This is a genomic window from Microcella alkaliphila, from assembly GCF_004216855.1.
Taxonomy (GTDB): Bacteria; Actinomycetota; Actinomycetes; order Actinomycetales; family Microbacteriaceae; genus Microcella; species Microcella alkaliphila.
In genome coordinates, this window is the sequence record NZ_SGXT01000013.1 from 96,124 (window position 1) to 118,497 (window position 22,374).

The 22,374-nt window shown below is 68.9% G+C and carries 17 protein-coding genes; 8 read left to right on the plus strand and 9 right to left on the minus strand.

The window, feature by feature from the left end; all coding sequences use genetic code 11:
• Nucleotides 1–66: 66 nt before the first annotated feature.
• The gene (hrpA, locus tag EV140_RS03795) at nucleotides 67–4,050 is read right to left on the minus strand and encodes an ATP-dependent RNA helicase HrpA (RefSeq protein WP_130281249.1); all 3,984 of its coding nucleotides are present in this window, start codon (nucleotides 4,048–4,050) and stop codon (nucleotides 67–69) included.
• 133 nt (nucleotides 4,051–4,183) lie between these two features.
• On the opposite strand from hrpA, the gene EV140_RS03800 reads away from it, so the two are divergent.
• Genes EV140_RS03800 through EV140_RS03825 form a run of 6 tightly spaced genes read left to right on the plus strand, consistent with a single transcriptional unit; the run spans nucleotide 4,184 to nucleotide 9,741 of the window.
• Nucleotides 4,184–4,582 carry an ArsR/SmtB family transcription factor gene (locus EV140_RS03800; RefSeq protein ID WP_157985596.1) on the plus strand — a complete coding sequence of 133 codons (399 nt, stop codon included), beginning with the start codon at nucleotides 4,184–4,186 and terminating at the stop codon, nucleotides 4,580–4,582.
• A 38-nt stretch (nucleotides 4,583–4,620) separates the two neighbouring features.
• Complete coding sequence (locus tag EV140_RS03805; protein ID WP_130281253.1) at nucleotides 4,621–5,298, plus strand: GntR family transcriptional regulator; 678 nt, start codon at nucleotides 4,621–4,623, stop codon at nucleotides 5,296–5,298.
• A complete protein-coding gene (locus EV140_RS03810) occupies nucleotides 5,295–6,806 on the plus strand; it encodes an MmgE/PrpD family protein (protein ID WP_130281255.1) in 1,512 nt (503 codons plus the stop codon). Before EV140_RS03805 ends, EV140_RS03810 begins: the two co-directional genes overlap by 4 nt.
• A complete protein-coding gene (prpB, locus tag EV140_RS03815; RefSeq protein WP_130281257.1) occupies nucleotides 6,806–7,702 on the plus strand; it encodes a methylisocitrate lyase in 897 nt (298 codons plus the stop codon). Before EV140_RS03810 ends, prpB begins: the two co-directional genes overlap by 1 nt.
• A gap of 40 nt (nucleotides 7,703–7,742) precedes the next feature.
• Nucleotides 7,743–8,873: a bifunctional 2-methylcitrate synthase/citrate synthase gene (locus EV140_RS03820; RefSeq protein WP_130281259.1), complete on the plus strand. Its 1,131-nt coding sequence runs from the start codon at nucleotides 7,743–7,745 to the stop codon at nucleotides 8,871–8,873.
• 25 nt (nucleotides 8,874–8,898) lie between these two features.
• Nucleotides 8,899–9,741 carry an aldo/keto reductase gene (locus EV140_RS03825; RefSeq protein ID WP_198674341.1) on the plus strand — a complete coding sequence of 281 codons (843 nt, stop codon included), beginning with the start codon at nucleotides 8,899–8,901 and terminating at the stop codon, nucleotides 9,739–9,741.
• Here the strand turns inward: EV140_RS03825 and EV140_RS03830 are convergent.
• From EV140_RS03830 to EV140_RS03850, 5 genes are all read right to left on the minus strand, one after another.
• Entirely contained in the window at nucleotides 9,738–10,940 is a 1,203-nt protein-coding gene (locus tag EV140_RS03830) for a glycoside hydrolase family 5 protein (RefSeq protein WP_157985597.1), read from the minus strand. The genes EV140_RS03825 and EV140_RS03830 overlap by 4 nt on opposite strands.
• A gap of 97 nt (nucleotides 10,941–11,037) precedes the next feature.
• Entirely contained in the window at nucleotides 11,038–12,681 is a 1,644-nt protein-coding gene (locus tag EV140_RS03835) for a chitinase (protein WP_130281263.1), read from the minus strand.
• On the minus strand, nucleotides 12,681–14,714 hold the full coding sequence (locus tag EV140_RS03840; RefSeq protein WP_241969053.1) for a glycosyltransferase family 2 protein: 2,034 nt from the start codon (nucleotides 14,712–14,714) through the stop codon (nucleotides 12,681–12,683). The genes EV140_RS03835 and EV140_RS03840 overlap by 1 nt, the downstream gene beginning before the upstream one ends.
• 499 nt (nucleotides 14,715–15,213) lie before the next feature.
• Complete coding sequence (locus tag EV140_RS03845) at nucleotides 15,214–15,744, minus strand: CoA-binding protein (protein ID WP_375880244.1); 531 nt, start codon at nucleotides 15,742–15,744, stop codon at nucleotides 15,214–15,216.
• 101 nt (nucleotides 15,745–15,845) lie between these two features.
• Nucleotides 15,846–17,141 carry an O-acetylhomoserine aminocarboxypropyltransferase/cysteine synthase family protein gene (locus EV140_RS03850; protein WP_130281269.1) on the minus strand — a complete coding sequence of 432 codons (1,296 nt, stop codon included), beginning with the start codon at nucleotides 17,139–17,141 and terminating at the stop codon, nucleotides 15,846–15,848.
• A gap of 484 nt (nucleotides 17,142–17,625) precedes the next feature.
• Here EV140_RS03850 and EV140_RS03855 point away from each other — a divergent pair, with 484 nt between their 5' ends.
• A complete protein-coding gene (locus EV140_RS03855; protein WP_157985598.1) occupies nucleotides 17,626–18,852 on the plus strand; it encodes a DUF418 domain-containing protein in 1,227 nt (408 codons plus the stop codon).
• Here the strand turns inward: EV140_RS03855 and EV140_RS03860 are convergent.
• Nucleotides 18,818–20,326: a dolichyl-phosphate-mannose--protein mannosyltransferase gene (locus tag EV140_RS03860; protein WP_130281273.1), complete on the minus strand. Its 1,509-nt coding sequence runs from the start codon at nucleotides 20,324–20,326 to the stop codon at nucleotides 18,818–18,820. The genes EV140_RS03855 and EV140_RS03860 overlap by 35 nt on opposite strands.
• Nucleotides 20,327–20,398: 72 nt before the next feature.
• Between EV140_RS03860 and rsmI the strand changes: the two genes are divergently transcribed.
• A complete protein-coding gene (gene rsmI, locus EV140_RS03865) occupies nucleotides 20,399–21,214 on the plus strand; it encodes a 16S rRNA (cytidine(1402)-2'-O)-methyltransferase (protein WP_130281275.1) in 816 nt (271 codons plus the stop codon).
• 4 nt (nucleotides 21,215–21,218) lie between these two features.
• Here the strand turns inward: rsmI and EV140_RS03870 are convergent, their stop codons facing one another.
• Both EV140_RS03870 and EV140_RS03875 read right to left on the minus strand, forming a co-directional pair.
• Complete coding sequence (locus EV140_RS03870; protein ID WP_130281277.1) at nucleotides 21,219–21,689, minus strand: hypothetical protein; 471 nt, start codon at nucleotides 21,687–21,689, stop codon at nucleotides 21,219–21,221.
• A gap of 41 nt (nucleotides 21,690–21,730) precedes the next feature.
• Nucleotides 21,731–22,372, minus strand: coding sequence for an alpha/beta hydrolase (locus EV140_RS03875; RefSeq protein WP_130281279.1), 642 nt, complete (start codon nucleotides 22,370–22,372; stop codon nucleotides 21,731–21,733).
• Between the last annotated feature and the right edge of the window lie 2 nt (nucleotides 22,373–22,374).

The following is a 22,374-nucleotide window of genomic DNA, read 5'->3' on the forward strand; positions in this document are numbered from 1 at the left end:
CCGCCAACCGCATTGCCGCCTTCCCGCGCAGACGTCGCAGCCTGGCCCGGGGGAACCGCGAATCGCTTAATCCGCGAGCGCTTTCCGCACCCGCTGCACCGAGATCGGCCCCTGCGGGCCGAGCGGCTGGGCGAAGAGCGACAAGCGCAGCTCCTCGAGCATCCACCGCACCGTGACCAGGTTGGCACGTGCGTCCGCCGCGAGCGGTAAAACCCCGCCCGCCTGCTCGAACAGGCGCAGCGCCGTCTCGAACTCGGACTGACCGGCGCGGTCGCGGCCCGGGTTGTCGGCCAGCTTCTCCACCCGGTGCACGATGCCGCGCAGGTAGACGACCAGCCGCGGCAGGCGCTCGAGCCCCGTGCGGCCGATGAAGCCGCCAAACACCAGCTGCCCCAGCTGCGCGCGGCAGTCGGCCAGCGGTGCCATGAGCGACAGCGACGAGCTCCGGCTGATCGCGACGTCCGCCTCGCGGGCTGCCGCCAAGACGGATGCTGCCGTCGCCACGATCCGGAACAGGCGATCCGGCAACCCCCGGTTCACCGCGTCGCGGACCGCCTCGAAATCGGCGCGCGTCCAGGGCAGCTCGCTGCGCGCATCCATTTCGGCGTCGATGACGGCGCGCAGCGCGTCGTCGATCAGTGCCGCCGTCGACCGGTATGGGGAGGCCGCGAGCGACAGCTTCTCGGCGTGGGTTAGGTGCTCCTGTACGTAGCTCAGCGGCGACGGCACGGCCAGCTGCACGAGGCGCCGCACACCCGCCCGGTGCGCCCGCAGCTGATCGTCGACCGACACCTGAAGGCGAAGCGCCACCGCCGCGCCCTCGTCGACGAGCGCCGGATACCCGCGAATCGTCGTGTCGGCCCGGCGCACCTCGACCTGGCGGGGCACGGTGCCTGCCTCGCCGACGGTGTCGTCCCAGACGGTGATGCCGCCGCGCTCGATGGGGCTCCGCGCCGCGGCCGTCGCGACGCGCGCCACCGAGTCGCGGGTGCGGGTCTTCAGCTTCGCCTGCAGCTGCGCCAGGTCGGTGCCGCGGGCGAGGCGGCGGCCGCGGTCGTCGACGACGGCATACCCCATGCGCAGGTGCGCCGGCAGGCGGTCGAGGTCGAAGTCGTCGGGCTCCACAGGCGTGAAGGTTTGCCGCCGAATCTCGCGCGCCAGAAACTCGGTGATGCGGAGCTCCCGCAGGTCGGCGCCGTCGGGCACCTCCGCCAACAGTCGCGTCGCCCAGTCGGCGGCCGGCACCACGTTGCGCCTCACCGACTTCGGAAGCGTCTTGATCAGCGCGGTGACGAGCTCGTGGCGCAGGCCCGGCACGAGCCAGTCGAAGCCGGCGTCGTCGAGCCGCGGCAACAGGGGCAGCGGCACGGTGACCGTAACCCCGTCGTCGGCACTGCCCGGCTCGAAGCGGTAGCCAACGCTCAGCGTCTGGTCGCCGAGGGTCAGCCGGGTCGGGTACGCGTCGTCGTCTCCCTGCGGGAGCTCCTCCGCGTCGACGAGGTCGGACCTCGTCAGCGTGAGCAGATCCGGATGCTCGCGGCGCGCATCCCGCCACCACCGTTCGAAGCGGCGCACGTCGGTGACGTCCTCCGGCAGCCGCGCCTCGTAGAAGTCGACGAGCCTCTCGTCGTCGAGCAGGATGTCGCGGCGTCGCTGCCGCTCCTCGAGCTTCTCGAGCTCGTGGCGCAGCTGCGCGTTCGTGCGGTGGAAGGCGGTGAGGCGCTTGTCGAGGCGGGAGGTGTCCCAGTCGCCCTCGACGAGGGCGTGGCGGATAAACAGCTCGCGCGCGAGCGGCGCGTCGATGCGGGCCAGCTGCCCGCGGCGGCGCGGCACGATGGGCACGCCGAAGAGGGTGACCTTCTCGTCGACGACGGCGGAGCCCTGGCGCTTCTCCCACCGCGGCTCGGAGTACTGCCGCTTCACCAGGTGCGTGGCGAGTGGCTCGGCCCACGCCGGGTCGATCTGCGCGACCGTGCGGGCGAACAGCCGGCTCGTCTCGACGAGTTCGGCGGCCATCACGGCGGCCGGCTGCTTCTTCGCGAGCCCCGAGCCGGGGAAGATCACGAAGCGCCGCTGCCGTGCCCCTAGGTATTCGCGGCCGCGGGCCGCCCGGCCGGCGGAGCGGCCGTCGCGGCCCTTGTTCGTCGAGGTCGGGCTGCCCGCGTCGCGGTCGTCGCGCAGGCCGATGTGGCTGAGCAGGCCGGAGAGGATCGCTTTATGGATGGCATCCGCATCCACCGCAGTGTCGGCTTCGGCCCGACGGCCGAGACGGCCGTCGGCGCTGGCGTCGCGGCGACGGCCAGAAATGGCCCCCGCTTGTCGCTCCAGCGCGCGCTCGACGTCTTGCCACTCGCGAATGCGTAGGTAGTTGAGGAACTCGCCGCGCACCTCGCGCCGGAACCCGTTGCCGGAAAGCTCCTTCTGTCGCCGCTGCAGGTGCTTCCAGAGGTTCAGCAGCGTGATGAAGTCGCTCGTCGGGTCCCGGAAGCGCGCGTGCAGCTGATCGGCCTTCTCGCGGTGCTCGGCGGGCCGCTCGCGCGGGTCTTGGATGCTCAGCCCGGCCACGATCGCGATGACTTCGCGCGCGACGCCGAGCTTCTGGGCCTCGACGACCATGCGCGCGTAGCGCGGGTCGAGCGGCAGCGGCGCGATCGCTCGTCCGACGCGCGTGATGCGCAGCTCGTCACCGCGCTTGTCGATCGCGCCGAGCTCGAGCAGCAGGTCGACGCCGTCTTTCACGCCGCGCTTGTCGGGCGGCTGCAGGAACGGGAAGAGCTCGATGTCGCCGAGCCCGAGCGAGATCATCTGCAGGATGACCGCGGCGAGGTTGGTGCGCAGAATCTCGGGGTCGGTGAACGCGGGCCGCTTCTCGTAGTCGAGCTGCGAGTACAGCCGGATCGCGATGCCGTCGCTCGTGCGCCCCGCGCGGCCGGAGCGCTGGTTGGCGCTCGCTTGCGAGATCGGCTCGATCGGCAGGCGCTGCACCTTCGCCCGCGCCGAGTAGCGCGAGATGCGGGCGGTGCCGGTGTCGACGACGCTGCGGATGCCCGGCACCGTCAGGCTGGTTTCGGCGACGTTCGTCGCGAGCACGATGCGGCGATGGATGCCCGGGGCCGGCTTCTCGAAGACACGGTGCTGTTCGGCGGCCGACAACCGCCCATAGAGCGGCAGCACTTCCGTGGCGGCACCTCGGGCCCCTCGTCTTTGGAAGTGGCCGCGGAGCGCGTCTGCCGCATCCCGAATCTCGTTTTCGCCGCTGAAGAAGACGAGCACGTCGCCGTCGGTGTCGCGTTCGAGCTCGTCGACGGCCGCGATGATGCCCTCGATCATGTCGACGGCGTCGTCGGGGGTGCTGGGGGCGTCGGCGCCGTCGGACTCGTCGTCGCCCGCCCCGCCGGCGCCACCTGCAGGCTCGGTAGCGTCGGGCACGAGCGGCCGGTAGCGAATCTCGACCGGGTAGGTGCGCCCGCTCACCTCGATGATGGGCGCGGGCGTGCCGTCGCCCGCCGCGAAGTGCTTCGCGAAGCTCTCGGGGTCGATGGTCGCCGAGGTGATGACGAGCTTCAGCTCGGGGCGGCGCGGCAGCAGCTGCTTGAGGTAGCCGAGCAGGAAGTCGATGGTGAGCGAGCGTTCGTGCGCCTCGTCGATGATGATCGCGTCGTAGCGGTCCAGCTCGCGGTCTCCGCGCAGCGCCGCGAGCAGGATGCCGTCGGTCATGAGCGTGAGGCGCGTCGCGTCGGTGACCTCGTCGGTGAAGCGCACCTTGTAGCCGACGGTGTCGCCGACGCGGGTGCCGAGCTCGTCCGCGACGCGTTCGGCGATGGTGCGCGCGGCGATGCGCCGCGGCTGCGTGTGGGCGATGCGCTCGTAGCCTAGTTCGAGCAGCATCTTCGGCAGCTGCGTGGTCTTGCCCGACCCGGTTTCGCCGGCGACGATCACGACCTGGTTGTCGCGGAGGGCCTCGAGGATGTCGTCGCGCCGCTGCGACACCGGCAGGTCCGGCGGGTAGTGGATGCGCGGGGGAGCTCCCGGCGCGGCGGCGGCAATCATCAGCCCTCCAGTCTATGGCGCGGCGACTGCTGTGCTGGCCGTGCGTATCCTCCCCACGCGGTGCGCGGAGAGCATGTGCCCGGTTTGCGTATGTGCCTCGCACGGCACGTGCCGTCAGAGGCACATTCGCGTAATGGACATCCTTTTTCTCGTGGTTCATCCCGTTCGCTGGCGCATCGTCGAGATTTTGGCGAGCGGCGAGCACACTGCTGGGCAGATCGCCGCCGAGCTCACGCACCGACACCGCATCGGCCGGGAGGCGGTGTCGAAACATTTGACGAAACTCACCACGGCCGGCCTGATCGCCGTTCGACCGGACGAGAACTTCCGCGTTTATCGGCTCAGCCCGCGGGTGATCGGTGCACTGGCCGGGCTCGTCGAACACCTCTTGTCGCTGCGTGGCGCGACCGAATACGACGACATCGAGCTTGACGGCAGTGAGCGAGACATCGGTTACGAGCGCGACCCACACTGGCGCGAAAGCGACCCTGACTACTGCTGGTGTATACGGAAAACGCTCAATCTGGTCTGAGTATCGATTCTCGACGAATTTATGTATACATTAGGGCTGTGGTTCAGGAGATCGGCACGGCGGCAGACCGCGCCTACGCGACCCTGCGCACCGCCATCATCGACGGCGAGCTCGCCCCCGGCAGCTCCCTCGCCGAGGTCGACCAGGCCCAGCGCCTCGGCATGAGCCGCACCCCCGTGCGTGAAGCGTTCGCCCGCCTCACCGACGACGGCCTCGCCACCGAGCTCGGCCCCCGCACCCTCGTCGTCAGCACCATCGACGCCGACGACGTCACCGCCCTCTTTGACCTGCGCCGGGCCCTCGACGAGCAGGCCTCCCGCCTCGCCGCCCGCCGCGCCACCCCCGAGCAGCGCGAGCAGCTGCGCACCCTCGCCGAACGCTTCGGAAACGTCACCACCTCATCCCTTGCCGACGACGACGCAGGACGACACGGCTACTACGCCCTCGTCACCGAATTCGATGCGACCATCGACCAGGCACTCGGCCGCAGCCCCCACCTTGCCGCCGCCATCGGCCGCGTGCGCACCCACCTCGCCCGCGTGCGCCGCCTCGCGCACGACGACGACGCCCGACTCGTCGCATCAGCCTCCGAACACGGCGCCATCGCCGCCGCCATCGCCGACGGCGACGCGGAGCGGGCCGCCCACGCGACGCACCTGCACCTGCACAACGCGCTCACGAGCATCCACGCCCACCTGAAAGGGAGCACCCCATGACCACCAGGCACACCGTGCGCACCTACAAGAGCAGCGAGCCCCTGCCGCCCGCCGAGCAGCTGGCCGGCAAGCTCGCCGCCCTCGCCTCCGAACAGGACCGCCCGCTCGACGACGCCGCCGTCGACATGGTCATCAACCGCGTCATCGACAACGCCGCCGTCGCCACCGCGAGCCTCGGCCGCGCCCCCGTCGTGAGCGCCCGCGGTCAGGCCGAAAACCACCCATACACGCCCGGCGCCACCGTCTTCGGTTTGCCGCAGACGCAGCGAGTCAGCCCAGAGTGGGCCGCCTGGGCCAACGGCGTCGCCGTGCGCGAGCTCGACTACCACGACACCTTCCTCGCCGCCGACTACTCGCACCCGGGCGACAACATCCCGCCGATCCTCGCCGTCGCCCAGCACGTCGGCGCCACCGGCGAGCAGCTGCTGAAGGGGCTGCTCACCGGGTACGAGATCCAGATTGACCTGGTCAAGGCCATCTGTCTGCACGAGCACAAAATCGACCACGTCGCCCACCTCGGGCCGAGTGCTGCCGCGGGCATCGGCACCCTCCTTCAACTCGACAAGGAAACGATCTTCCAGGCCATCGGCCAGGCCCTGCACACCACGACCGCCACGCGGCAGTCGCGCAAGGGCGAAATCTCGACCTGGAAGGCGCACGCCCCCGCCTTCGCCGGCAAGATGGCCGTCGAAGCCGTCGACCGGGCCCTCCGCGGCCAGACCAGCCCCAGCCCCATCTACGAGGGCGAAGACGGCGTCATCGCCTGGCTGCTCTCCGGCCCGAGTGCCCGCTACGAGGTGCCGCTGCCCGACAGCGGCGAGCCGCTCACCGGCATCCTCGACAGCTACACGAAGGAGCACTCGGCTGAGTACCAGGCGCAGGCCTGGATCGACCTCGCCCGCCGCCTCGGCACCGAGCGCCCCGAACTGCGCGACCCCTCAAACATCAGAAGCATCGTGCTGCACACGAGCCACCACACGCACTACGTGATCGGCTCGGGAGCGAACGACCCGCAGAAGTACGACCCGACCGCCAGCCGCGAGACGCTCGACCACTCGATTCCGTACATCGTCGCCGTCGCCCTGCAAGACGGCCGCTGGCACCACGTCGCCTCGTACGCTCCCGAGCGCGCCGCCCGCCCCGACACCGTCGAGCTGTGGCACAAGATCACCACCGTGGAAGACGAAGAGTGGACTCGCCGCTACCACTCGCTCGACCTCGCCGAGAAAGCCTTCGGGGGCCGCATCGAGATCGAACTCACCGACGGCACCCGCGTGATCGACGAGATCGCCGTCGCCGACGCGCACCCGCTCGGCGCCCGCCCCTTCGGCCGCGCCGAATACGAAAACAAGCTGCGCACCCTCGCCGACGGCGTGCTCGCCGACGAGGAGGTCGACCGCTTCCTCGCGCTCGCCGCCCGCCTGCCCGAGCTGACCGCCGACGAGCTCACCGGGCTCACGGTCACCCCGATCGAACCGGTTCCCGCCGCCCCGAAGGGACTCTTCTGATGCTGTCCACGACGACGACCCCCACTGACCGCCGGAAGGCCTTCCGCGCGGGGCTGCGAAGCGACCGCCTGCAGGTCTTTCCCGGCGCATTCACGCCGCTGAGCATCCGCCTCATTCAGGAGAAGGGCTTCGGCGGCGCCTACATTTCGGGCGCCGTCATGGCCGCCGAGCTGGGCCTTCCCGACATCGGGCTGACCACGCTCACCGAAGTTGCCCAGCGCGCCCACCAGATCAGCCGCATGAGCGACCTGCCGACCCTCGTCGACGCCGACACCGGCTTCGGCGAGCCGATGAACGTCGCCCGCACGGTGCACGAACTCGAAGACGCCGGAGTCGCCGGCCTGCACCTTGAAGACCAGGTCAACCCGAAGCGTTGCGGGCACCTCGACGGCAAGGCGGTCGTGGATGCCGACACCGCGATCAAGAGGATCCGCGCGGCCGTCGACGCCCGCCGCGACCCCGAACTCGTCATCATGGCCCGCACCGACATCCGCGGCGTCGATGGGCTCGACGCGGCAATCGACCGCGCAAAAGCCCTGGTCGACGCGGGGGCCGACGCGATCTTCCCTGAAGCGATGGCGACCCTTGACGAGTTCGCCGCAATGCGGGCGGCCGTCGACGTACCGATCCTCGCCAACATGACCGAATTCGGCAAGAGCGCGCTGTTCACCCACGCGCAGCTTGCCAACGTGGGCGTCAACATGGTGATCCACCCCGTGTCGCTCTTGCGCGTCGCGTTTGGTGCGATCGAACGCGCGCTCGACACGCTTGCCGCCGATGGCACCCTCGACGCGGAGGTTGACAGCATGCAGACTCGAGGCAGGCTCTACGAGCTGCTCGACTACGAGGCGTACAACGCCTTCGATGCGGGCATCTTCACCTACACCGGCCGCTGACCGCCACACCGAGATCGACCCCCGAGCGAAGGAGCACGGCATGAGCGACGACATCAAGAAGGGTCTCGCCGGCGTGATCGTCGACGAAACCGCCATCAGCAAGGTCAACCCCGAGACCAACTCTCTGCTGTACCGCGGCTACCCCGTGCAGCAGTTGGCGGCGCAGTGCACGTTCGAGGAGGTCGCCTACCTGCTGTGGCACGGTGAACTGCCCACCGACGACCAGTTGGCCGAGTTCGAGGACCACGAGCGGGCAAACCGCCACCTCGACCGGGTCGTGAAGGACGCGATCGACGCGCTGCCGCTCACCGCGCATCCCATGGATGTTGTGCGCACCGCGATCAGCGTGCTCGGCGCGCTCGACGAAACGCTGTCGAGCGACCGCACCTGGATCGACCGCGACTTCACGCTGCAACGATCAATGCGGATGCTCGCGAAGCTTCCAGCGATCGTTGCGTACGCGCAGCGCCGCCGCCGCCGCGACGGGAACCCGGTCGAGCCGCGCGACGACCTCGGCTATTCGGCGAACTTCCTGCACATGGTCTTCGGCGAGGTGCCCGAGAAGGTCGTCGTCGACGCGTTCGACACGTCGATGACGCTCTACGCCGAGCACTCGTTCAACGCCTCGACGTTCACCGCGCGGGTCATTACGTCGACCCTCAGCGACGTCTACTCGGCCGTCACGGGCGCGATCGGTGCGCTGAAAGGCCCGCTGCACGGCGGAGCGAACGAGGCCGTCATGCACGTGCTCGCCGAGATCGGCTCGGCCGACCGCGCCGAGGCCTGGCTCGATCAGGCGCTCGCCGAAAAGCGCAAGATCATGGGCTTCGGGCACCGCGTCTACAAGAACGGCGACTCGCGGGTGCCGACCATGAGGGCGTCGCTCGAGACGCTGGTCGCGCACTACGACCGGGCAGACATGATCGAGCTGTACGAGGCGCTCGAGCAGGCGATGGATGCTCGCAAGGGCATCAAACCGAACCTCGACTACCCGTCGGGCCCGGCCTACCACCTCATGGGTTTTGACACCGAGGTGTTCACGCCGCTGTTCGTCGCCGCCCGCATCACCGGCTGGACGGCCCACGTGATGGAGCAGCTGAGCGCCAACGCGCTGATTCGCCCCCTGAGCGTTTATAACGGGCCGGATGAACGTCGCGTCCCAGGTGCCTGAGAGGCGGATGCGGGAAACTGGAGGGATGACTGACGCGATTCTTGCACCGCACCTGACCCTCAACGACGGCAACCGCATCCCGCAGCTGGGTCTCGGCGTCTTCCTCGTCGAGCCCGACGAGGCCGAGCGCATCGTCTCGGACGCCTTCGAGGTCGGCTACCGGCACATTGACACCGCCCGCATCTACAAGAACGAGGAGGGCGTCGGCCGCGCCATCGCCTCCTCGGGACTTTCGCGCGACGAGCTCTACATCACCACGAAGCTGTGGAACAGCGACCAGGGTGCTGACACCGCGCGCGGGGCGTTGGAGGCGAGCCTCGAGCGGCTTGGCCTCGACTACGTCGACCTGTACCTCATCCACTGGCCGGCGCCGAAGTACGGCAAGCACGTCGAATCGTGGGAGGCGCTCGTCGCGCTGAAGGAGGCCGGGCTTGCGAAGTCGATCGGTGTGTCGAACTTCATGCAGTCCCACCTCGAAGACATCGACAAGGCGACCGGCGTCGTGCCCGTGGTGAACCAGATCGAGCTGCACCCCGCTTTCCAGCAGCGAGAGCTGCGGTCGTTCCAAGAGCCGCGCGGCACGCTCACCGAGGCGTGGGGACCGCTCGGCCAGGGCAAGTACGAGCTCGCTGAGCTGGCGGGTCTCGCTGAGATCGCCGAGCGCCACGGAAAGAGCGTGCAGCAGGTTGCCATTCGCTGGCACATTCAGGAGGGCATCATCGTCTTCCCGAAGACCACGAAGCGCGAGCGCATGGTTGAGAACGCCGACGTGTTCGACTTCGAACTCTCGGCCGACGAGATGGCGACGATTGCTGCGGTCGACCAGGGTCTGCGCGTCGGCGCGCACCCCGAGAACACCGACTTCTAAGGGAGCGAGTCGAGTGCGGCGCGCAGCGTCGTGCCCGACGGGTGATTCGGCGTGAATGCGTCGTCCGCGATGAGGGCGTAGCGTGCATCCTCGCTGGCGGCGGGGTCGTCGATGACCCACCACGCCCAGGCGAGCGCGCCGACCGCGTTGCCGCGCGACCAGTCGAGCACGGCGTCGAGGTGATCGCTGCCGCCGTCGCTCTGGCCGAACTCTGCGACCAGCAGGGGCGCGACCTGAGTGACGGGGCCGAGCTCTGTCTGCCAACACTCGACATCGCGACAGCGCTGCTCGGGGTAGAGGTGCACGCCCGCGATCAGCTGGTCGTCGGCGGGGCGGTGATCGACCCACGCCCGCAGGTCGTTCGCGTAATCCAGACCGCTCACGATGACCGGCTGGCGAGCTCCGGATGCGCGCACCGCGGCGACGAGGTCGGCCATGCCGCTCGCCGCGAACGTCGAGCCCGACACCGTCGAGGCTCGGTCAATCTCGCGCGGCACCCGGCACCCGCCGTCGCGCCAGCACTCCGGGGTGAGTTCGAACGCCCACTGTTGCCGGTCGGCGTCGTAGCGGCTGTGCGGCTCGTTGAACACGTCGAACATCACCGCGCGGTGTTTGCGATAGTCGGCGGCCACCTCGTTCCAGAAGGTGACGCTGTTCGCGTCGGGCATCGCGCGCAGACCATCGGCGATCTCGCCGCCGGGGGCGCTCCAGTGCAGGTCGACGATCACGACGAGTCCTGTGTTGGTCGCAAGCGACACGAAGCGCTCGAGATTGGCGCGGTAGTCGTCGACGGTACCGAACGCCACGCTCGGCCGGTCGACGCCCCAACACTGCTGGTTGAGTGGAATGCGGACGGCCGTGAAACCCCACTCGATCATGGCAGCGACAGCGTCAGCGGTGGTGCCTCCGTCGTCATGCCCGCGACCCTGGATGCACGCGTACTCGAACCCCGGAACGTTCGCGCCCCAGAGCGCGAGCGGTTTGCCCGTGCGCCCATCGACAAGCTCGCTGCCCCGCACGTACGGAGCGGGGGCATTCGGGGTGGCGCTCGTGAACGTTGGTGCCCACGCCTTCGCAGGCCCCGGGGTGCCGATGAGGAGCACGACCGCGATGGCGGAACCCGCGAGCGCCACGGTCACGCCCGCGGCGATGACGAGCGCGACGATGCGGGTTCGGCGACGGGAGGGAGCGTTCTGCATGACCTCAGTCTGCATACTGGTGCCCGCCGCCCCGCGCACTTCGGTGAGGCAGTCGGCGGGCGAAACGCTTTGGGAGCACCGTTCCGCCCGCCGACGCTCACGGCGAGTCGTTATTGGTCGAGTCGGTGATCGTTCCCGACCCCTCGTGGATGAGTTCACCCGTCTCGAGGTCGCGCAGAATCTCTTCGATCTCGTCGAGGCGTACGGGCACCCACGGCGAGCTATCGGGATCGGCGGCGTGGGCGGCCGGGCTGTCGCCCTGGGTCCACCACTTCGCTTCGTACGCGGTGTCGTCGAAGAGCACGCGCGCGCCGCGGTCGTAGACGGCGGTGCCTTCCCATTCGGGATAGGTGCCGTACGGCAGGGTGGGAATCTGCATGGGTTTCTCGCCGTCGAGCACCGGCCCGACGAGCACCCAAGGGGTCTCCCACTCGTTCAATACGGGGTTGTCCGGCAACTCTCCGCGCGTCCACCATTTTGCTTCATACACATTGCGGTGCCAGACGACCTTCGTGCCGGCGAGGTAGGCAAACTCGGCGTTCCAGATTGGGTATGGGCTCGTCTCGGGGTCGTCGATGTATTCCGCCGGGTCGCGAGGTTCGGGAGTCGTGACGAACCCGGCAACCGAATCGATGCGGCCAGTGAAGCCTTCGGCGAGGATGTCGGAGAACCGCGCCTCTCCCTGCGGGATACCTGAGCACGCATCCGACACCCGGCGCAGATCGACGTAGTTGGGACCGCACGGCACATCACGGTTGAGCGACCACATACCCATGCGGCCGATCGTTGTGTCGATGGCGAAGGCGTTGAGTTCGTAGGCGTCTTCGAGTGTGAAGATCTCTTCGAACACATCGTTCTGGCCGATCATCGGTGTCGCGCCGACCTTGCGCCATAGCGTGGCGTCGCTGAGCTCAATCTCGGCGATTTGGTAGATCACCCCCAGTTGACGGTGGGTGGACTGGAGCGCCCGGATGGACGCCTCGGCCATCGACTCGCCCGTGTCGCGCGCCTGCCCATAGTTCATGGTCATCACATTGACTCCGGCCAGGTCGACGCCAGCCTCGATCATCTGCTGCACGGCGGTGGTGCCGTCTTCGGTCATCCCCGAGGGGATCACCGGCAGCGTCATCCATACGGCGAGCTCGTCACCGGATGCGCGTCGCTGCTGCTGCAGCTCGGCGATCGCGGCGGCGCGCCTCTCGCCCGCCTCGCGGTCGCTGAGGTTGATGCCTTCGACGTCGAGATCGATCGTGGTCAGGTCGTAACGGTCGACGACGGAGCCGTAGGCGGCAACCAACTCGTCGTGGTCGGTGCACACGGTCGCGAGTTCGTCGTTGAGCAGTCCGCCGAATGACACGGTGAAGTCAGCGCCCGCCTGGGAGAACCGCGCGAGGCGACGGTCAAGGTCGAGTGCCTGCGACGCCTCATCCATCGTGTATGCGGTGCCCCACGTGGGCAGGCACGGGTCGTCGCGATCGGCGACGATGAACGACAGCACGATGTCTTGGGCTGTCTGCGCGTCGACGTTCTCGAAGGCAAACGTGGGCGTTGCCGTGACATCGACGTATGCCGCGAACCAGGGCTCTTCCTGCGTCTCGGCCTGCGTCGCCACCCAGTCGGTGACGTGCGTGTAGCCGAAGACGCCGAGTCCGCTGGTCAGCAGAAGGGCGATGAGCGCTCGGAAGGGGCTGAGGCGTCGGCCGTCTCGCCAGAGGATGCTGGGGCGTGGTGCGGCGGCCATTATGCGTTGCTCCGTTCGGTGGTGCTCGAGGAGGTGCGTGCGCCGCGGGGGCTGACGACGTGGTCGGCCGTCGCGCGCGAGTGAGTCGGAACCGTCCCGTAGTACAGAACCGACTGCCAGTCGACGGCGACTTCCTGCTCGGCAGCGACGGGGGTCTTCGGGCGGCGCGGCGCGGCGTACAGCCAGTTCGTTGCGCCGTAGCCGAAGTCGACCAGTGAGGTGCCGAGGCCGATGTACGCGATCACCGCGTAGAGCGCGAGGAGAGCGTTGAAGCCGGCGAACGCAGCGTTGCCCCAGTTCTCGGCCTGTACGTCGCGCACGAGCGTCACGATCGAGAACACGATGATGGCGTACGGTGCGACCACGTAAAGGAACGGTGTCGCGGTGCGGTCGCGAACCTTCGGCGTGCGCGCGAACGGAATCTTCTTGCTGGTGATGGCCTGTTCGAGTGACTTGAGCACCCCGGCAAGGTTCACGGGTAGAAGGATGAGGTTGAAGCCGTAGATCCGGAACACGTCGGTTCGCTTGTAGCCGCTGTAGTGCAGATCGCTCGCCATGGCGAGGAAGTAGGGCAGAGCGGCGAGCAGGACGACGGGGGAGAGCAGACGGCTGTCGTAGGGGTAGGCCAAGAGGAAGACGAGCCCGAAGCTCGCCCAGGCAATCGACGACATGTAGTTGACGCGAAGCAGAATCTCGATGATGGAGACCCGTTCGCCGCGTGCGCGACGCTCACGCACCTGTCGGAAGTATTTCGGCAGGATGAGAAGACCGCCGTTCGCCCAGCGCCGCCGCTGAATGACGAGCGACCCGAAGTCAGGCGGGGTCGCCGAATAGCTCAAGCGCTCGGGGTAATTGGTGAGTGTCCACCCGTGGGTGCCGAGGTCGATACTCGACTCGGTGTCTTCGATGACCGTCCGGTCTTGAACGTACCGCTTGACGACAAATCCACCCGTCGTTTCCAGCTGAACGATGTCATCGAGGGCGCGTTTGCGAATCACCGCGTTGGCACCGACCCAGAACGTCGCGTTGTGGTGCGAGAAGCCCTGGTGGAGGATGTGCTGGATGTCGGTCGTCGCCGCCGCAAGTCGCTCGATGCGGGTTCGTGCGCCCCGGTACGACGAGTACGGCGTCTGCGTGACGGCGACCTGCGCGTTCTCGGGCTGCTCCATCGAGTGCACGAGCCGCACGCAGTAGTCGCGAAGGAGCATCGAGTCGGCGTCGAGCGTCAGGATGTAGTCGGGCTCGGGAACGACCAGATCGGCCTCGTGGGCGAAGGGCACCGCTCGCAGCACCGGTCCCTGCGGGGTCTGTTCGCGGGTGTAGGCCCCGCCCATGAGCCCGATGTAGGCGTTCAGGTTCATCGCCTTGTTGGCTTCGTGCGAGAGGGATGCGTACGCCTTGCGCTCGAAGCTCGTCACCTCGGCGGTGAACGTTCGGGCAAGTCGTCGCATCATGTGAACAGCCATCTCGCCGCTAATGCCGTGCTCACTCGAGCGGGCAGCGTCGAGTGCGTCTGCTGTGGCCGCGAACTCCGACCGGAGCCCGCCGAGCACCTGGTCCACGAAGAAGCGGTCGACGTGATCGGTCACGGTGTGCTGATCGATGCGCGCGTCGACCCAGTCGACGGCCCACCGGAAGTGCGTGATGAGCTGTTCGATCTCGGAATCGAGGATCGATTCGGGGCGCTCGACCTCCCACTCGAGCAGAGCGCTGCGGAAGCGCTCCGACGGCTCGCGAAGCGCGTCGTTGATCGCGGCGGGAATGGCGCGCGTTGCGTCGAGCCGGGCGAGCTTGTCCTCCTCCGTGGGGTTCGTCGGGTCGTCGATCAGCAGCACCACGCGCAGTTCGGGGTACTCCTGCAGCGCGGCGGACCACAGCGTCGTCGTCACGACGTCGGGCTCTTCGGCGTAAGACGGAACGAGCACTGTCATGGAGGTGGAGCGGTCGGCGAAGTGGCGGTCGAGTTCTGCGCGGGGGACGCGCACGTGTGCGGCGAACCGTTGCAGCGCTCCGTGGCGCGCGATCAGGTACATGAGTGCCGAGAACGTCAGGAAGGTGACGACGACGACGTAGGAGATCGCCTGAGTGGTGAACTCGAAGCTCTGGGTGCCGTTGTTCAGGAACTCGGCGATGACCGTGTACACGACGTACACGACCCAGAACACGATGGTCGCGACGATCGCGACGCGCGCCATGGCGATGCGGCGATCGCTCGGACGAGTGTGCACGATCGGGAGCGGCTCGGTGCGCTTTTCGGCGCCCCATTGGCGCTTTCGGGCAGGCAGGAAGGCAGGGGAAAGGGGGGTGGTGGGCACGGGTAACCTCATGCGCAGCTTCGCCAGTTCGGGTTCTGGCGAATTCGGGTGTTGCTACGCGTAGACGACAGTAGGCGGTCTAAGGAATCTTCGAAACCCCCAAACGGGGTACAAATGGTCCCCCAAAGGGCGGACAGTGGTGAATTGTGGGTAAACGGACTCCTGAAACGTCTCGCCGAGGGCCGAACGGGTCACTCGCGAGTCGGCAGAAAGGTGCCTACCGCACCTGCTTCTTGCTGCTGATGACGCCGGTGTCGAATCCCATGAGATGCAAACCGCCGTGGAACCGAGCGTGCTCGACCTTGATACAGCGATCCATGACGACGGTGAGCCCGCGAGCTTCGGCGTCGTACGCCGCTTCTTCGTTCCAAATGCCCAACTGCACCCAGATGGTGGGCGCGCCGATGGCCACGACGTCGTCGACGACAGAGGGAATGTCGCTCGCCTTGCGGAAGACATCAACGATGTCGGGTACCTCGGGCAACGAGGCAAGGTCCGGGTAGGCCTTCTGGCCCAGAATCTCGGTGGCGTTCGGGTTGACGAAGTACACCCGGTAGTCGCTCGACTGCAGCAGGTAGGTGCCGACGAAGTAGGACGAGCGTGCGGGGTTCGGTGAGGCACCAACGATCGCGATGCTCTGTGCGCGCCGAAGAATGCCAAGGCGCTCCTTGGCGCTGGGCCCCACCCACGTGCGCTGCGACTTGAGCCGCTTCGCAAGCGGCGAGCTGGCCGGGATGCTGCAGGTCAGTCCGTTCGCGAGCGTCACGGTTTCTGTCTCGGTCGCGGCGTTCGCTGTCGAGACGGCGCCATCCAGCGAAGCGGATGCCGGGGTGCTGACGTCGGTCATGGTCACGCCTCCTTCACGGCTGCGTTGAGTGCCTGATCGAGGTCGTAGATGATGTCCTCGACGTCTTCGATGCCAACGGACAAGCGCACCAGTCCCGGCCCGATGCCGGAGTCGGCAAGCTGCTGCTCGGTGAGCTGCGCGTGCGTCGTGGAGCCGGGGTGGATGATGAGCGTCTTCGCGTCGCCGATGTTCGCGAGGTGGCTGGCCAACTGCACGTTCTCGATGAGCCTCTCGCCCACAGCGCGACCGCCCTTGACATCGAAGCTGAACACCGAGCTCGGGCCGAGCGGCGTGTACTGCTGGGCCCGCTCGTAGTGACGGTGGGAGGGAAGCCCCGCCCAGCGCACCGTCTCGATGCGGGGGTCGGCCTCGAGCCACTGCGCGACCGCACGTGCGTTGTCGACGTGCGCCTGCATGCGGTACGGCAGCGTTTCGACGCCCTGCGCGAGCAGGAACGCCGAGTGCGGGGCGAGCGCCGGGCCGATGTCGCGCAGTTGCTCGGCGCGCAGGCGCGTGAGGAAGGCGTACTCGCCGAAGTTGCCGTACCAGGTGAGGCCGCCGTAGTGCGGCACGGTCTCTTCGAACAGCGGGAAGTTGTGGTTCGACCAGTCGAAGCGACCCGACTCGACGACGACGCCGCCGAGGGTCGTGCCGTGGCCGCCCAAGAACTTCGTGGCCGAGTGGGTGACCACGTCGGCGCCCCACTCGATCGGGCGGCACAGGTACGGGGTCGCGATCGTCGAGTCGACGATGAACGGAATCTCGTGCGCCCGCGCCACGTCGGCCAGCGCCTCGAGGTCGGCGATGTCACCCGACGGGTTCGCGATCGTCTCGGCGAAGAGCACCTTCGTGCGACCCGGGATGATCGCGGCCGCGTAGTCGTCGGCCTGGTCGCTCGCGACGAAGGTCGTCTCGACGCCGAAGCGGCGAAGTGTCACATCGAGCTGCGTGATTGACCCGCCGTACAGGTTCGACGACGCGACGACGTGGTCGCCGGCGCCGACGAGCGAGGCGAAGGTGATGAACTGCGCGCTCAGTCCGCTCGCCGTGGCGACGGCGCCGAGTCCGCCTTCGAGGCTCGCGATGCGCTCCTCGAAGCTCGCAACGGTCGGGTTCGCAAGGCGCGAGTAGATGTTGCCGTACTTCTGCAGGGCGAAGCGGGCGGCGGCATCCTGCGCGTCGTCGAACACGAACGCGCTCGACTGGTAGATCGGCAGGGCGCGGGCGCCCGTCGCCGAGTCGGGAACGTTGCCCGCGTGCAGGGCACGCGTGCGGAAACCGTAATCGCGGTCGGCCATCTCGCCACCGTATCCGAGCGACGCGACGTGCCCCGCGCATCCCCGTCACATTTCGTAAGCGCCCGCGGCCTCCCCGCCCGGGCCCACACACCGACGCTCGCCAGCACCCCGCCTCCGCACGCGGATCAGCGCATCGTGGGCGGCCCATCGGCGGTTCCCTTGGGCCGACCGAGGGTCGCTGAAGGGCGACTCTCGCATGACGTTTCTCAGGATTTCAGGTGCTCGAGACCGATAACTCCCGCGTGTATCCGGGCAGACCGCACCTCTACTCCTGAGAAACATCACGCAGCCCGCGGCCGGCGGCGCTGCAGCCAGTCGCACGGCGGCGCAGGCGCGTGTCGAGCGCGGGGCGGGGCTACGGTGGGCAGGCTTACCGGTGGTTCGAGGTGGCGGCCCCGGCTCGGCCGTGCGGCTGAGGCGGGGGATGCGCGAATCACTCCACAGGCTGAGGCGCGCCTCGCCACGCACCCCTAGCGTTGAGGCCATGACCGAGTCGACACTCGCCGCCCCCACTCCCCGCCTGAAGCGGGCCGCCGCTCCCGACGTCTCCCGCGGGCTCGTGCTCATCGGCATCGCGTTGGCGAATGTGCCGTTCTTCCTGTTCGGCACTGAGCTCGGCATTGCCCTGAAGCCGGTGTCGGATGACGCGACCGACCAGTGGACGAACGTCTTCGTCGCGATGCTGTTCGACAACCGCAGCTACCCGCTGTTCGCTCTGCTGTTCGGCTACGGCATGACGCAGCTGATGACCCGCGAGTACACACGTGGGGCGAGCTGGGAGGACACGCGTCGTCTGCTGATTCGCCGCAACCTGTGGTTGATCGCGTTCGGCGCCGCACACGGCGTGCTGCTGTTTTTCGGCGACTTTCTCGGCCCCTACGGTCTGCTCGGCCTCGCCCTGGTGCTGCTCATCCGGGCCTCGGGCAAGGTGCTCGCGATCGTCGGCTGGATCTGCTTCGGGATGCTCGTGCTGATTGGCGCGTTTGAGGGCCTGAGCGGGCTGTTCGGCACAGTCGACGGCGGCATGACGACCGGGGCCCCGTTCGGCTCGGCTGCGGCCGACTCGTTTGGAGTCGCTGTGCTGCTTCGCGCCGGCGAGTGGTTCGTGCAGATGATTGGCATGCCGTTCGGCGGTATCGGCCTGCTCGCGCCGATGATCCTCGGCATGTGGCTCGCCCGCCGCCGGGTGCTCGAAGACCCGACCCCGCACGTGCGTCGACTCGGGCTTGCCGCCAGCGTCGGCATCAGCGTCTCCCTGCTCGGCGCCGTGCCGCTCGCGCTCGCCCTACTCGGCGTCGTTGAGTACGGCATCTTCGTCGAACCTCTCGTGACCATGCTGCACGCGGGTACCGGAGCCGTGGGAGCGGTCGGCTACGTCGCCCTCATCGCGATCCTCGCCGGGCGCCGCGAAACCCCCGGCCCGATCAGCCGCATCTTCGCGACCCTCGGCCAGCGCTCGCTGAGCGGTTACCTCACCCAGTCGCTCGTGTTCCTCATCGTGTTCGCGCCGTACGCGCTCGGGCTCGGCGACCAGCTCGGTATCGCCGAGGCCAGCCAGATTGCTGTCATTACCTGGCTCGGCACGCTGATCGCGGCGAACGTGCTTGCGGCCGTCGACAAGCCCGGCCCGGCCGAGTGGGCGCTGCGGAAGCTCGTCTACCGTCCCCGGCGCCGAGCTACACCCAGCTCGGAAGCCAATAGCGCCAGCTGAGCTGGTCGAGCGGTAGCGGCAGGCCCATCCACACGGGCAGGAAGAACACGCTCACGACGACGACGAGCGCGCCGATGACGAGCAGCGCTACCCGCCCGCCTCGGCGCAGGATGCCGTCGGCCACCATGGCCAGTCCGATCACGAGAAACGGCACGAGCACGATCGTGTAGAAGAAGAACGTGGTGCGCTCGGGGTAGAGCAGCCACGGCAGCCAGCCGGCCGCGACCCCGGTGAGCACGACGGTGGCGGGGAGCGCGCCGCCCGAGAAAATGCGCAGACGCGACCACGCGCATCCCGCCGCAATGATCAGAAGCGCAGCCCACGCGAGCCACCAGATCAGCGGGTTCGGCAGTCCCGTGATGCCGACCGCGACGCCCTCCGTGACCTCGTCGTAGTGCATATAGGTGGGGCGCACGAGCAACGGCCAGAGGGCGGCGGGCGCCTCGTAGGCGTGCGGCGTCGACTCGCCGACGTGGTAGCCGTACACCTCCTGCTGGTAGCGCCACAGCGCGGCGAGAGCGTTCGTGCCGTGGTCGCGGCCCCAGCCGCCCGAGGTGGCGAACCAGCCGGTCCAGGTCGCGACGTAGGCGAGCAGAGCGGCCGGCACGGTGAGGAGGAACGACGCGGGCCCCTGCAGCAGTATCCCGCCCGAGAACCAGAACGGCACGCCCGCGCGTCGCCGATCGACCGCGTCGAGCACGACGCTCATGAGTGCGAACGCCGCGAACAGGTACAGGGCGCTCCACTTGATGGAGGCGGCGAGCCCGAACGTCGCCCCGAACGCGATGAGCCACGGGCGGCGCCACAGCACCGGCCCCCAATCGTCGCGGACGCGACGCGACGGGGGATGCTCGTCGCCCGGATGCGCATACGCCGCGATGCGGGGTGCGAGCCGCCGCCCGTACTGCCCGCGGTCGAGCGTCCAGAAGATGACGGCGCCCACGACGGTGAGTGCGAGGAAGCCGTCGAGCAGCGCGACGCGACTCATGACGATCGCGGAGCCGTCAATGGCGATCAGCCCACCCGCGATCATGCTGAGGGTGACGTTCTTCGTGAGCAGGTGGGCGAGCAGCATCACCAGCCCGACGAGCGCGATGCCGGCGATGGCGGCCGACAGGCGCCAGCCGACCGGGTTGCCGGTGCCGAACGCGGCGAGGCCGAGGGCGATCAGCCACTTGCCGAGCGGGGGATGCGCGACAAACGCGCCCTCCACGGCAGGGCGGGTGAGCTCGCCCGACTCGAAGCGCGGGTTCGGGTCGTCGGGCCAGCGACCCTCGTAGCCGTACGCGAGCAGCGACGCGGCATCTTTCACGTAATACGTCTCGTCGAAGACGAGGGTCTCGGGGGTGTCGAGTCCGATGAGCCGGGCGGCCGCGGCCACGCCGATGATCGCGGCGGGGACGCCGATGCGCACGGCCCGCGGCAGTCTCGTCGCCGACCGGGGGCCTGAAACGGTCGGCGTCTGCACGGTCACGCGCTCATGCTAGCCGCGGGTTTCGCGCTCCCCGCCGCACGTCGCGGCAGGCCCGCGTGCCAGAGTGGAGCCGTGATCGTGCTCGCCGCCACTCCCATCGGCAACCTCGGCGACGCCAGCCGCCGCCTCATCGAGGTGCTCGAGGCGGCGCCCGTGGTTGCCGCCGAAGACACACGCACCGCCGCGCACCTCCTGCGCGCCCTCGGGGTCGAGAACCGCCCGAAGCTCGTCGCGCTGCACGAGCATAACGAGCGCGCGGCATCCGCCGACCTCGTTGAGGCGGCGCGTGACGCCGACCTCGTGGTGCTGACCGACGCCGGGATGCCCGGCATCAGTGACCCCGGATACGTCCTCGTCGAGGCGGCCATCGCCGCGGGTGTCGACGTGACCGCGATCCCCGGACCGAGCGCGGTGCTCACCGCCCTCGTGCTGAGTGGGCTGCCCACCGACCGCTTCGCCTTCGACGGGTTCGTTCCCCGCAAGGGCCGGGTCGCGTGGGCGCGGGGGTTGGCGACCGAGCAGCGCACCATCGTGGTGTTCGAGGCGCCGCACCGCATCGGCGCCTCGCTCGCCGACCTCGCTCTGGGTTTCGGGTCGGAGCGCCGCGCCGCCGTCTGCCGCGAGCTGACGAAGAAGTTCGAGGAGGTCGCGCGCGGCACTCTCGGCGAGTTGGCCGAACGTTTTGCCGACGGCGCCCGGGGCGAGCTCGTCGTCGTCATCGAGGGAGCGCCCGCGCTCGCCGCCGACCTGCCGAGCGCGGTCGCCGAGGTGCTGGCCCGAGCCTCGGCGGGGGAGCGCCTGAAGGCTGCGGCCGCCGATGTCGGAGCCGCAACGGGCCTCGGCACCCGCGAGCTCTACGAGGCGGCGCTCGCCGCCCGGCGCGGGTAGGCCGCTACTCACAGCTGTCGGTGAGGCGCAGACGCACCGGCGCGCTGAGCACCTGTGTGTCGGTCGTGATGTCGACCACTTCGAGCAGGGCGTCTCCCCGGCCATCGCGCCGCACCGCGAGCGCGATGTAGCCCGCATCGCCCGGTTCGAGCACGGTGCCGCCAAGGTCGGAAACCGTCGCGCCCTCGGCCGCGCGGTCGGCGCGGCTGCCACCGAAGATGACCGGCTCGGGGTCGCCCTCGCCGTCGAACGGCTCGAACCAGCTGTCGACGACGGTGCCGCCCGAGAGTTCCTGGGCCGTCATTGACTCGATGACGACCGGGTCGTTGCTGTTGTTGACCAGCCCGAACGACGCGCTGCCGACCTGCCCCTCGGTGACGGGGCGGCACCCCTCGAGCCCGTCGGCGAGCACCGAGCCGGGGGCGCAGCTCGCGACGAGCGCGACGCTGGCGACGATCGAGAGGAGTGCGCGCATCCGCATGCTTTGAACCTACCGAACGGGGCTGTAACTTGCGGCTACGCACCCCAGCCGTGATCGGCGAGAAACGCCGCGCACTCGGACGTCCAGCGCTCGGCGTCGCCCGAGCCGGATGCGAGCCCCAACCCGTGCACGCCGGACGGGTAGACGTGCAGCGTGTGCGGCACCCCGTGCCGGGCGAGCGCCGCACCCAACAGGTAGGCGTGCTCAACCGGCACGAGCGCATCGTCGGCGGTGTGCCACACGAACGTCGGTGGCATCGCGGGCGTGACGAGGTGCTCGATCGACGTCGCGCGGCGGGCGCGCCGCCCCGGGCGCGGCCCGAGCAGGTTCTCGCGCGATCCCGCGTGGGTCGGGGTGAGCATCGACACCACGGGATAGCAGAGCACCGCGAGCTCGGCGAGGCCCGTCGCGGCCGCGTGACCCGCGAGGTGGCCGCCCGCGGAGAAGCCGAGCACGCCGACCCGCTGAGCCCCCGACGACCGCACCTGCGCGATGTGGGTGCGTACAGCATCCAGGGGGCCGGGGTGGCGGGTGGCGACCGGGTAGCGCAGCACGCTCGCGGCGACGCCGAGCGTGCGCAGCCAGTCGGCGACCGGCTCGGCCTCGTGGTCGGCGTGGCGGGCGTAGCCACCGCCCGGCAAGACGACGATGTGGTCGCGGGCGTTCGTGTCGGTCACTC